The organism is Anaerococcus sp., assembly GCF_022770135.1.
Classification (GTDB): domain Bacteria; phylum Bacillota; class Clostridia; order Tissierellales; family Peptoniphilaceae; genus Anaerococcus.
The window spans coordinates 1-11510 of record NZ_JALEIL010000130.1 but is presented as its reverse complement, the minus strand read 5'-3'; the positions used below and the strand labels follow the sequence as shown (position 1 = coordinate 11510).

The window sequence follows — 11510 nt, the reverse complement described above, 5'->3', positions numbered from 1 at the left end:
AAAATAGGAACATTAACCTTAAGAGTGCCTAGAACAAGAGATGGTAAATTCAGGGCACAAGTCTTTTGAAAGATATCAAATAAATGAAAAAGCACTAATTCCAACCATGCTAGAAATGTATATTCAAGGAGTATCAACAAGAAAAGTATCCAAGGTGATAGAAAATATGTGCAGAAAAACATATTCTAAATCCTTTGTATCATACTTAACTAAAGAGCTTGACGAAGAAGTAAAACTATGGAGAAATAGTGACCTAGGTACGATAAAATACCCCTACATAATTGTAGATGTAGTATACATAAAATAAAGGGTTAACAATAGAGTGGTATCAAAGGCCTACCATATTGCAATAGGAATAAATGAGAAAGGAAATAGAGAAATAATAGGATTATACTTAAGTTCTAGCTAAAGTTAATATTCATGGTCAAATTTCCTTTAATATTTAAAATCTAGAGGACTATCTGTACTTAAAATGCTAATATCGGATACTCACAAAGGTCTAGTAAAATCAATAAAAGAAACATTCGTAAATGTAATTGGGAGGTGACCTTATAGGATCTTCAATTTCTTCTTCAACAAAACATTTCAATCCACACCTCCATATAGGAGGTGACAAAAAAGGATAACTCCTTGGCTGGTTGATTTTATCCTATTTCAATCCACACCTCCGTATAGGAGGTGACTCTAAAAGACGAATTTAAAGGGCAACAAGCAGAAATTTCAATCCACACCTCCGTATAGGAGGTGACTAATGGAGCTTGCAAGTAAAGGGATAGATACAGGAATTTCAATCCACACCTCCGTATAGGAGGTGACTTATTTCAATTTTTCTAAGTCCTCTTGCTTTACAATTTCAATCCACACCTCCGTATAGGAGGTGACGTGTTATAATGGATATAACAATAAAAGATTATTTATTTCAATCCACACCTCCGTATAGGAGGTGACTAGGTTTTGGATTTGTGTATTTTTCATTGATTTTTATTTCAATCCACACCTCCGTATAGGAGGTGACTAGAGATTGGTAGGATTGGTATAAATGACCTTACCATTTCAATCCACACCTCCGTATAGGAGGTGACTTCAGAAAGCTTACAAGTTATAGATTTAAAGATAGATTTCAATCCACACCTCCGTATAGGAGGTGACCGCATTTTTTAGGGGTTTTTGCTTGAATTTTATTAGAAAAAATACGAAAACTCATAAAATTCATCATATTATGCTCATATATAGCGCGAGTGCTCCGGTGTTTTATGGGTGATTGGGGTCGTCTAGATTATAAGCAGGTCTTTATCGGGATCGTAGCTGTCATCTTTTCCTATGGTTTCTACCCTATTTTGCCAATTTTTCCCTAAATTGTAAAACCTTATACTATCATGGTCTTGATCAATTATTTCTAGTAATTTGGTCTTTAGATTTACTAATTGAGCTGGGGTAAGGGAACATTCAAAAACGGAGTTTTGAACTCTCTGACCATAGTTGACACATTGCTTAGCTACTTTCCTTAATCTCTTTATACCCGATTGTGACTTTGTATTTACATCATAGGTAATTAATACCATCATAATTATTATCCTTTCATCAAAAACGGTGGATAAGCTTCCAAATCTCCTCTTATATACCTATTTAAAAGCATAGCTTGGACATGAGGAATAAGCCCTATCTTTATTTTTTCATTTATAAAGGGATGGTTTATCTCATCTTGCTTTCTTTTTTGCCAATTTTCTAGCACTTTTGCCCTGCCCTTATCATTCAACAATACTGCTCCTGTTTCTTTTTTCTCAAAATCTTTAGCAGTGATAATATTTCTATTTATCATAGTTAGGGCAAGTCTATCGCACATATAAGCTCTTAGTTCTTCTATCATATCTAGGGCCATGGAGCTTCTTCCTGGTCTATCTACATGGAAAAATCCAACATAGCTATCTATGCCTACTCCTTCTAGGGCTGATTGCATCTCATATGTTAAAAGTGAATACATAAAAGATAGAAGGGCATTTGTATTATCTTCTGGTGGTCTTCTATTCCTATCTATAAAATAAAATTCATCTCTTTGGGATACTATCATTTCATCAAAGCAAGCAAAGTATCTGCTGGCTACATTTCCTTCAATAGCTCTAAGGCTATCTTTGTTGTCTGCCTTCCGTATATTTTTTAGGGCAAGGTCTATAAAATCTATGGTTGATAAAAGTTTTTCTGAGTCTATTTTCTCTTTGTGATCTCTGATTGCTCTTTTTAATACTTTTCTAGAATTAAATATTTTTGCATAGATGATATTTTGCACAAACTCTAAGCTATCATCGCTATCAGCTAGCTGGTATTGACGTCTTCTTAGTAGTACGTTGCCATTTGTCTTACCTATTACCCTACCACAAAACCTACCTTCTGGTGTAAAGAATGAAATAAGCAAATTATTTTCCATAGCAAATTTCATCAAGGCTGGACTTACTCCTGTGTAATTAAAACACATAATTCCATCTAATATATGGATAGGAAATCTTTTTAGAACTTTAGAATCCTTAATAATTACTACATTTTTCCCATCTTTTGATAGATAGGCATCATCTAAGGTTAGGTATAGGATATTTTGTAATTTCTTCATATTATTCACCTAGCAAATAATTTTGTACTGATTTTTTCTTTTTTGTAAGTCTGGGCATGCATAAATCATATAGGGAGCACATAGTACAATTTTTAAAGTACTCTGCATCTGGAGTAAGTTTATTTTCATACATAATATGCATTTGAGCTGCTATGGATCTGACTTCATCTTTTAACTGATTGGTTATGGCTATGGTCTCTCTTTTCTTGGTAGAAAAATAAAATAAATCTGCACTTTCTATCTGAATATTATATTTTTCTTCTAAACACATTACTTGGGCAGCTACCTGTACTACATCCCTATTATCTTTTTTGGCTTTTCCCCTCTTATATTCAACTACATTGGGCATCCACAAGCCTTTTTTATTGGCAATTGCTATGCCCTTATCACTTTTTATAAATTCTACAGTATCTAGGATGCCTGATAAACCTAGGTCTTTTGAGCTAACTGGTATGGCTCTTGAGATAATAATATTTTTTCTCTTTTCTTTTAAATAAGGGTCATCAGTTATTTCATGGAGCTTATTACCTTCAGCTGTAAAGGAGTTGTCAGACCATACTTGTTCGATATGGATTAGAGCCCACTGTCTTTTACAAAAATAAAAGTGTTGGATGCCGCTTAACATTAGGTAATCATCTGGAGCAGACATTTATATGCCTTCAATAATTTCGAGTGTTAGTCCCTTATCTTTATATTCTTTTAGCTTTTCATCATCTAGTCTAAAGTTATAGTCTTCATAGGAAGGATTGGTATTGTTTATGTCAATTTGATCATAGTTTACTAGCTGTTTAATCTTAGCACTTGATACATTGCCTAGCTTATTGCTGTGGGTAAACCAGTAAATCTCTTTTATTTCCATACTTCCATCTGGCCTAGCACTTGATACATCATTGATAAATAAAGTTCTTAAAGCTTCTTTTAAAATTTCTAGGTCTTTTTCATCAAAGCCAGTTCTTTCTGAGTAAAATGAGTTTACACTTCCTTGGACTAGATAAACTCCATAGTCTATAAAGTTTTTACTACCCATAGTATCAGATGATCTCTTCTCCCCTGCATCTTGACCATTGGTACTTCTTACTATTTGCATAGTTTCTGTAATAACTGGGTCTAGGGATTTTGAAATAGATATTGATACTGGGCCTCTGATACCTATTGATTTTTTGTTAAATGTTACCACTTGTCCAAAAGATCTTACATCTATCCATTTTTCATTCATAGATTTTTCTATTACTTCATTATCTTTTTCTTTATCGAAATATGCCTTATATCTTTTTTCTAAGGATCTAAAATCGTCATCTATCCTATCATTTGCTTTTACAAAGATATCATAACCTTCTCCCAAATCATTTTCCTTAAATTGGTCTTGCATCCTATTTCTAATTTTTCTTTTGATACAAACATCAGATATGATTCCATAGCCTAGGGAGTCTATTCTCGGCATATTTGAGGTAAGAGGATCTCCGTTTGGATTGGCATTTTTCACTTCAATAGTCATTAAAAAATCAACTTTATTATTTAGCATTTTCTATCTCCTTATTTACTTGATTTCTTAGTCCATATATAGAGCTGTTTTGAGCGGTATATCCAAATAAAAATTTATAATCTAAAGGCATATTAAAGCTTTTATCATCTAGCTTATAATTTTCACTTATTTTTGTAAGTAATTGTGATTTTATAGTGTCTAATCCCTTATACATCCTATAATCTGTTGTCTTTAGCTTATTTAAATAAGTATTGGTCTTTTTTTCTAATATAGTAATTGTTGTCGCTGGTCTATCTAGATAGTTACTCCAAAACTTCTCAGCATTTGTAAGTCTTTGTGGATAGTTTTCTTCATTTCCTGCATTTAAATCTTTGCTTGTATATGTGCTTAGTTCAATATTGTGATAGACACTAAGTAATCTTCCAAGAAGATAAGACCTATCATTATTATCTTTATCAATCATTCTTGTAAAATTCTCCTCATTTGAGTTTTTAAGTACTGCTCTTGCTACAAATAACAAATTATTCCAAACCCTAAGTTCTTTATAGCTGCTTCTTTTTCTAATATTTTGTTTAAATTTATTTTCTATATTTTTAGGTAAAGAGCTTCCATTAAGTAGGCTAGTTACTAAAGAAATATATTGGTTATTCATAAACTTTTTATTATCATAGTCTAAACTTCTGCCATTTTTTAAAGTTCTCTCTATGCCATAAGCATTTATAAAGATACTATAAAATGATGGAGTAAATGGATTAAAATCTTCAATACTTTCATTGTATCTTTCCCAATGGTATCTGTTTTCCCATTTTTTCAGGTTAGCTTGTAGCTCTGATACTTTTAATTGGTTAAAGTATTTTATAACTACCCTACCAGGGTTAAATGAATCAATTATCATACAATAAAAGTTAGAATCATCACTATAATTTGCTTTTCCTAGCTTAAAAGACTGGCTTATATTTTCAGTATTTATATTGGCAGGACTTGTTTTGATGCTAGTACTAGCAAGTTGGTTAAGAAAATCCAAATTTTTTCCACTTGATTTTTTAAAAGTTATATCTATGTTTTGAGAGTTTTTAATATCTTCAGAAAACCATGTTATTAAGTACTGTTTTTCAGCTATCCTTATGTGGGACTTATTATTTTCTATAAGGTAAGCAAGCATGAGGTGGATTTTTTCAGAAGTTTCTCTACCTACATTTAAGCTAGAGGTATCTTTATTAAGCCTACCTACATAGGCTTCTTTATTATTACTTACACTTATTAGTTTTGCGTTGCCTAATAGTCCCCTGTGTTTTTGAGTAATATATTCTTCTTTCCCAGAAATATTACATATACCATTTGGTCTATCTATAAAATTTGTAAAATTTATAAAAGATTTATGCAAATCTTTATAAGAGCTTACGCTTACATCTTTATCATCTAAAAAAGAACTTATCTCAAACTCCAAAAAAGTATCTGATATATTTGTCTTTTTATCTTCAAATTCTATATCATAGCCACTTAGATTTTTAAAATCACTTACTAAATTACTAGCTATACTTTTTAAAGCATCTTTTTTATCTAGAAAATCAAAAATAACCTTAAGGAATGTTTTAATATCTTGATCTTTTTCAAAATTTATCCAGGCTAATAAATTTTCCTTATAGTCGTTAAGTAAGTTTCCATCTTCATCAAAGATATACTTAACCTTATCCACTAGGGCGTGGGATGGGGCCTTCCTACCTGATCTTGATGCTGAGTCTTTTGTTACCGGAAAGATTATTACATCACTGATTTTATTTTCTTCATCAGCTTTACTTTTATATTGGTCTAAGTAGGAAACCTGATATAAACTTGAATCTTTTCTTATCTCAACTTTTATAATATTTGTTCCATTGGATTTTAATTTACTATGGTAGATAGGTAATAATATAGGATAGTCATTATTATCTACCAGCCCCATATCTAAAGCATAGTTATAGGAGTTAAGAAGAGCTTCTAGGGCATTCATAGACCACCGTCCTTAAAATTTTCATATTCTTCATATTCCTTATCAACTGATTTTATTTCATTTGGGTATTTAAAACTATAGGTATCTAGGGTATTTTTTATCTCACAATCTTTGCTATCTTTAAAGGTGATTTTCCCATCAACCATGCTAGTTTCAGTAAAACACGATACCAACTCCCCACCTGGCTCAGTAGGGTAGATAAATTCTTGAAACATGATACCAAAAGATAGGCTTTGACCATCATATAAACTCTTGGTGTTTTCGTATTCTTCTTTATCTATTTTCTGAGCAAATGCGTAGCACTCCCTGGTACCTAGAAAGATATCCCTTCTACCACCTTTTTTTAAAGATCTCTCCATAATAGCTTCGTGTTTTTTTATATTTCTATCATGATCCAGATCTTCCCTATCTAGGTTCCACTCAAAGTGGAACTTGATAAGATAAGATACGTCTTTCAAGTAAGTGTAAGAGTTCAAATCATTAGATCCGCCCATCATTAGAGTTCTAGCTCCCATAGCTTCTGTTTTTATTTCATTAATAACTTTCACTTCTTCAATTACATTCTTGAAAGTTGGCTTAAAATAAATTTGGTCAACAATCCCACGTAAAGCTTCTTTTGTGGGAACTTGATAGCTTGCTTTATCACCTGAACTTTTGGAAGATGGGGAGCTGAATAGCGCATAGTCCCCATAAATCTTCGCATAGAAAGATTTTGAATGATCCATTTTACCTCCTTATAGTTTTTTATTCAATGTACTAATTATGTTATCATCTTATTATATGTTTATAATACACTAACTTATTGTAAGTGTCAAGTGACTATAGATTAATAAAAAGTATAATATGAATATCTAGTATTTTTACTAGCGGATTGAAAAAATGTACTAATTATGTATACCTTCAATAGAAAAGAATAACTTCTTTTCTATTTGGTATATCAAAGCATAAAACTTTCTAGCTTAGATTCTTCAGTTAATCCAACTTTCTTATCATAATTTGATTCGTTTAATATTTTTATTCCAAATATATCTAGTCCATCTACCTTTACTAGCTTATCTTCAAAATCATTGGAATTATAGATACTTATAGTGTAGGGTTGGAGTTTGTTTAATAAGATTTTGATTTCATTAATCTTTTCCTTGTTACCATCATATCCTCTAAATTCTTCTATCGCTGCTATAAGCTCTTCTATCAAAGCAAAGCTTTCGCCATAGTAAACAATTACAGACTCACTATTATCTTCGATTAGGCTAAACTGATCAGAGGCTTCTTTTAAAGCTTGGGCATTTATCCCTTCTAAATCCCCACTTTGTCTGATTTCTTTATTTAAAGAGAGTAAATCTAGTAAGGTTTTATTACCGTCAACCTTTTTATCTAGATCATCTAGGTTAGAAAATAGTTTATAATAATATCTTTTATTTAATTCTTCTATATCAAAATTACCATCGTGATTGTCTAATACTTTTTTTGTTACATGTTTCTTATTTTCAATTGATTTTAAATTACCTAGCCTTTCATCATCCTTATCTAGATTTACTAGATAGGCTTCTCCCCTATCATAGTTACCTTCTCTATTACACCTTCCCATAGCTTGGATAATAGAGTCAAATCCTGCATATGACCTATATAACCTTCTAAAATCTAAATTCACTCCTGCTTCTATTAAGGATGTACTTATAACTATTACAGCTATGTCTTTATTCAATTTTTCTTTTATCTCATTTATGATATCAAGCCTGTGTTTTGGGCACATATTGGTTGTTAAATAGTATAAGTTGCTTGTGTCATCCATATCTTCTTCAAACATTTCGTACAAGTTCATTACAGATTTTTTAGTATTTAAAATTATAAGGGTTGATTTTTGGTTATCATTTAATACAGACTTATATATGTCAGCTAGCTTTGATTCTTTGCCATCATTTAGTAAACTTACCTCTACTCGGTCAAAGATTTGTTTTTGTCTATCATCTAGTTGTATCAAATTATTATCTTCATTATTAGATCCACCATATATAATTTTATGATTAATAGAATCATGGTCTAAACTAGGTTGGGTAGCTGAGCATAGGATAATTACAGAATTCATCACCTTACTTATAAAATTGAGCATCAGGTTAAAGATATGGGTCATTTCATCTGGTAAAGATTGGATTTCATCTAATATGATCACACTATTACTTAAATTATAAAATCTTCTGAGGTTTGATGATCTTGATTTAAACAAGGTATTAGAAAATTGTACCATAGTAGATAGGATTACTATTTGCTCCCAGGATTCTTTTATATATTCTTTCATAGCAGCTTTATTATCATCATCATTATTTTCAGTATCAAAAGAAGTATTATCAACTAGGTTTGAATGGTGTTCTAATATATACTTATCATTTGCTAAAGTTTTTTTATATTCATGTGCATTTTGCTCAAGAATTGATAAAAAAGGTGCTATATAAATCATCTTATTTTTATTGTTATTTTTCATTTGGTGAAGAGAGTATAACAAAGATAGCTTGGTTTTACCTGCCCCTGTAGGTAAATCTAATTTATATATTCCATTACTATCTGTATCGTACCTAGCACGGATTTCATCTACTATTCTTGCCCTTAGCTTATTTATATTACTAGTTGGTGGAGGATAAGAATCATACTCATCTTCTATTTGCTGGTAAAAATATTCTATAATTTCTTGACTTTCATTATTGGTTTTTTTATCAATAATTGTTTCATAAGCATTTATGGTATCATAAACATCTTCATTTTTTAGTATGGATAAGATAAGTCTGACTATACAATAATTATAATAATAGAAATCTATATCAGGATATTTTGAATTAGTTAATTCTAACTTTTCTATAATCTCCTTGTACTCTTTAAAACCATTGATATAAATTTCTTCAATGGAAAGTCCATATTCCTTACTGCAATACTCATCTATATTCTTTGCAAAATTTTCAACTATAGAATAATTATATTTTTGATTAATAGAATCATATTCAATTCTTTTATATATATTATTAATTACTTCTTTATTGTAGATGCTAATATCAAATACACCATGATGAGCCTCTATTACATACATTATTATTTCAGTATAAGATAAATATATTTGATTTTTAAACACATCATTCTTAAGCGTTAACTTCTTAAAAGTATTGTATATGTACTTTGCACCAGCTGATGAATGATTTACTTTAGTGTTTTTATTATTTATTATCATATCTTGAAATAGAGGATCCGCTTTCCCAAGATCATGTAAGAGACCCACTAAAAGAGCTGTATACTCAGTATTTATTTTTTTTCCTGATTTAAAATTTGCATCACCTACATTTTTTAGATGGTCGAGTAAGCTTTGAGCTCTCCCGTTCTCATCCTTGTGAGCTATTAACATACCGCCTCCAATAATGATAAATTTATATCTAATTACTATTTTAATATATTTTATCATATTAATATAATAATTTATACATCTCTTAAAAATAAATATAAAAAAAGCACCCTTTATAAGGATGCTAAAATCTTGGCGCGTCATTGAGGATTCGAACCCCAGGCCTTCTGGTCCGTAGCCAGACGCTCTATCCAGCTGAGCTAATGACGCATGGAGCGGGTGAAGGGAATCGAACCCTCGCAACCAGCTTGGAAGGCTGGGGCTCTACCACTGAGCTACACCCGCAAAAGGATACTTAAGTATTATATTGCTAAATCAAATATTTTCAATAAATTTATACTAATAAAAATAAAAACTTACGAGTCTCGTAAGTTAATTATGGAGCGGATGACGAGATTCGAACTCGCGACCCTCGCCTTGGCAAGGCGATGCTCTACCACTGAGCCACATCCGCATATGAAAAATTATGGAGCTGATGATAGGACTTGAACCTACAACCTATTGATTACAAATCAATTGCTCTACCAATTGAGCTACATCAGCGAACCTACCATCAACTATGATAGATAATAATTTATCAGCTAAAAGAATACAAAGATATAAATGCGGTTATAAATATTCTTTTAGCTTTAATTTTGGCGACCTGGATGAGATTCGTAACTCAGTCAGCCGTGCTGTTTCAAATCGCAAGATTTGAAATCTTTGAGACGAACGACAGTGAGTCCAAAGAACTCTCCGCCGTTACGGCGATCTATTACATATATTCTCTTCGGTCTTAATTAATTTTGGCGACCTGGATGAGATTCGAACTCACGACCTCCGCCGTGACAGGGCGGCATTCTAACCAGCTGAACTACCAGGCCATAGACACGCCTCTCCGGCGTATAGAGGAGCCTCCACGGAGTGGTGTCAAATACGACATCACTTCAAACGAAGATTTTCCTAAAATGATAATTTATATATAAATTATCTAATGGTGGAAGTAACAGGGCTCGAACCTGTGACCCCCTGCTTGTAAGGCAGATGCTCTCCCAACTGAGCTATACTTCCAAATTGCGACCCTACCGTGATTCGTAACTCAGTCAGCTGTGCTGTTTCAAATCTTTAGATTTGAAATCTTTGAGACGAACGTTAGTGAGTCCAAAGAACTTACCGCCGTGATCAGGGTGGTATCCTCTGAAACGAAGATGTTCTTTATATAACCTAACTAGGTTAATTATGGTGACCCTACCGAGATTCGAACTCGGGATACCACCGTGAAAGGGTGGTGTCTTAACCGCTTGACCATAGGGCCTTAATAATAAGCTTATACAATTTTTGACCATAGGGCCTTAATAGAAAGCCTATAAAAGTCTTATGGTCAAATGTTTGGTGACTCCAATGGGATTTGAACCCATGATACAGCCTTGAGAGGGCTGTGTCTTAACCACTTGACCATGGAGCCAAAAGCTCGGATTAGGCGAAAGCCTAATCCTTTATTTGGTAGCGAAGAACGGACTTGAACCGTTGACACTCCGGGTATGAACCGAATGCTCTAGCCAGCTGAGCTACTTCGCCACATGGTTGCGGGAGTAGGATTTGAACCTACGACCTTCGGGTTATGAGCCCGACGAGCTACCAAACTGCTCCATCCCGCGATAATATAATGGCGCTCAGGGTGGGACTCGAACCCACAACCTACCGGTTAACAGCCGGGTGCTCCACCATTGAGCTACCTAAGCGCAAAACGCATAAGCGTTTTAATTATTTTATTTAGCGGCTTCCACTAAAACCCGTTTGTTTCACAAACTCATTCGCTGCTTACGCAGCTTTGTTTCAGGGTCAAAATGCCATTTAGGCATTTTGACAGTCTCTCGGGAGTTGTTTTAAATGTGTATTCAAATTAACTCGCTCGAAAGATTAAACTGCCTTTTTGTTTAGCGGCTTCCTAGTCTCCCGGGAGGTTGCCCTCCGAGTACCATCGGCGTTGTTAGGCTTAACTTCTGTGTTCGGTATGGGAACAGGTGTATCCCTAGCGCTATCGCCACTATACTTTTTGAACCTTCTAAATAGC

At 32.9% G+C, this 11510-nt stretch carries 7 protein-coding genes, 11 tRNA genes, 1 rRNA gene, 1 pseudogene and 1 CRISPR repeat array; of the genes and pseudogenes, 1 reads left to right on the top strand and 19 read right to left on the bottom strand.

The features are described from left to right. Window positions 1-40 precede the first annotated feature (40 nt). Window positions 41-547: pseudogene (locus tag MRZ08_RS06855) on the top strand (transposase). A 35-nt stretch (window positions 548-582) separates the two neighbouring features. Continuing rightward, a CRISPR array of direct repeats spans window positions 583-1149; the repeat unit is 32 nt; unit sequence ATTTCAATCCACACCTCCGTATAGGAGGTGAC. Between the two features lie 122 nt (window positions 1150-1271). On the opposite strand, the gene cas2 reads toward MRZ08_RS06855, so the two are convergent. The 19 genes from cas2 to rrf form a co-directional block, all read right to left on the bottom strand. Then, window positions 1272-1565 carry a CRISPR-associated endonuclease Cas2 gene (cas2, locus tag MRZ08_RS06850; protein WP_297380938.1) on the bottom strand — a complete coding sequence of 98 codons (294 nt, stop codon included), beginning with the start codon at window positions 1563-1565 and terminating at the stop codon, window positions 1272-1274. A gap of 5 nt (window positions 1566-1570) precedes the next feature. After that, window positions 1571-2602, bottom strand: a complete 1032-nt coding sequence (gene cas1c / locus MRZ08_RS06845) for a type I-C CRISPR-associated endonuclease Cas1c (RefSeq protein ID WP_297380935.1) — start codon at window positions 2600-2602, stop codon at window positions 1571-1573. Window position 2603: 1 nt separating this feature from the next. After that, window positions 2604-3251, bottom strand: coding sequence for a CRISPR-associated protein Cas4 (cas4, locus tag MRZ08_RS06840; protein WP_297380933.1), 648 nt, complete (start codon window positions 3249-3251; stop codon window positions 2604-2606). After that, window positions 3252-4124, bottom strand: a complete 873-nt coding sequence (cas7c, locus tag MRZ08_RS06835) for a type I-C CRISPR-associated protein Cas7/Csd2 (RefSeq protein WP_297380930.1) — start codon at window positions 4122-4124, stop codon at window positions 3252-3254. Beyond that, complete coding sequence (gene cas8c / locus MRZ08_RS06830) at window positions 4114-6075, bottom strand: type I-C CRISPR-associated protein Cas8c/Csd1 (RefSeq protein WP_297380927.1); 1962 nt, start codon at window positions 6073-6075, stop codon at window positions 4114-4116. Before cas8c ends, cas7c begins: the two co-directional genes overlap by 11 nt. Next, the gene (gene cas5c, locus MRZ08_RS06825) at window positions 6072-6800 is read right to left on the bottom strand and encodes a type I-C CRISPR-associated protein Cas5c (RefSeq protein WP_297380924.1); all 729 of its coding nucleotides are present in this window, start codon (window positions 6798-6800) and stop codon (window positions 6072-6074) included. The genes cas8c and cas5c overlap by 4 nt, the downstream gene beginning before the upstream one ends. A 212-nt stretch (window positions 6801-7012) precedes the next feature. Further along, window positions 7013-9460, bottom strand: coding sequence for a CRISPR-associated helicase Cas3' (gene cas3 / locus MRZ08_RS06820; RefSeq protein WP_297380921.1), 2448 nt, complete (start codon window positions 9458-9460; stop codon window positions 7013-7015). Between the two features lie 130 nt (window positions 9461-9590). Further along, window positions 9591-9667, bottom strand: a tRNA-Arg gene (locus tag MRZ08_RS06815). 1 nt (window position 9668) lies between these two features. Continuing rightward, window positions 9669-9742 (bottom strand) — tRNA-Gly (locus tag MRZ08_RS06810). 94 nt (window positions 9743-9836) lie between these two features. Next, window positions 9837-9911: transfer RNA gene (locus tag MRZ08_RS06805), tRNA-Gly, on the bottom strand. A gap of 13 nt (window positions 9912-9924) precedes the next feature. Then, window positions 9925-10000: transfer RNA gene (locus MRZ08_RS06800), tRNA-Thr, on the bottom strand. Between the two features lie 243 nt (window positions 10001-10243). Continuing rightward, window positions 10244-10320, bottom strand: a tRNA-Asp gene (locus MRZ08_RS06795). 111 nt (window positions 10321-10431) lie between these two features. Then, a tRNA-Val gene (locus tag MRZ08_RS06790) sits at window positions 10432-10507 on the bottom strand. Window positions 10508-10676: 169 nt separating this feature from the next. Beyond that, window positions 10677-10751, bottom strand: a tRNA-Glu gene (locus MRZ08_RS06785). Between the two features lie 75 nt (window positions 10752-10826). Then, window positions 10827-10901: transfer RNA gene (locus MRZ08_RS06780), tRNA-Glu, on the bottom strand. A 36-nt stretch (window positions 10902-10937) separates the two neighbouring features. Continuing rightward, window positions 10938-11014 (bottom strand) — tRNA-Met (locus MRZ08_RS06775). Between the two features lie 3 nt (window positions 11015-11017). Then, window positions 11018-11094 (bottom strand) — tRNA-Met (locus MRZ08_RS06770). 9 nt (window positions 11095-11103) lie between these two features. Next, window positions 11104-11178 (bottom strand) — tRNA-Asn (locus MRZ08_RS06765). Window positions 11179-11371: 193 nt separating this feature from the next. Then, window positions 11372-11488 (bottom strand): 5S ribosomal RNA (gene rrf, locus MRZ08_RS06760). Window positions 11489-11510: the final 22 nt, after the last annotated feature.

Bases quoted from the DNA above. Each gene is read 5' to 3' on its own strand.
- cas4 (WP_297380933.1), bottom strand. From the start codon at position 3,251: ATGTCTGCTCCAGATGATTACCTAATGTTAAGCGGCATCCAACACTTT.
- cas2 (WP_297380938.1), bottom strand. From the start codon at position 1,565: ATGATGGTATTAATTACCTATGATGTAAATACAAAGTCACAATCGGGT.
- cas7c (WP_297380930.1), bottom strand. From the start codon at position 4,124: ATGCTAAATAATAAAGTTGATTTTTTAATGACTATTGAAGTGAAAAAT.
- cas3 (WP_297380921.1), bottom strand. From the start codon at position 9,460: ATGTTAATAGCTCACAAGGATGAGAACGGGAGAGCTCAAAGCTTACTC.
- cas1c (WP_297380935.1), bottom strand. From the start codon at position 2,602: ATGAAGAAATTACAAAATATCCTATACCTAACCTTAGATGATGCCTAT.
- cas5c (WP_297380924.1), bottom strand. From the start codon at position 6,800: ATGGATCATTCAAAATCTTTCTATGCGAAGATTTATGGGGACTATGCG.
- cas8c (WP_297380927.1), bottom strand. From the start codon at position 6,075: ATGAATGCCCTAGAAGCTCTTCTTAACTCCTATAACTATGCTTTAGAT.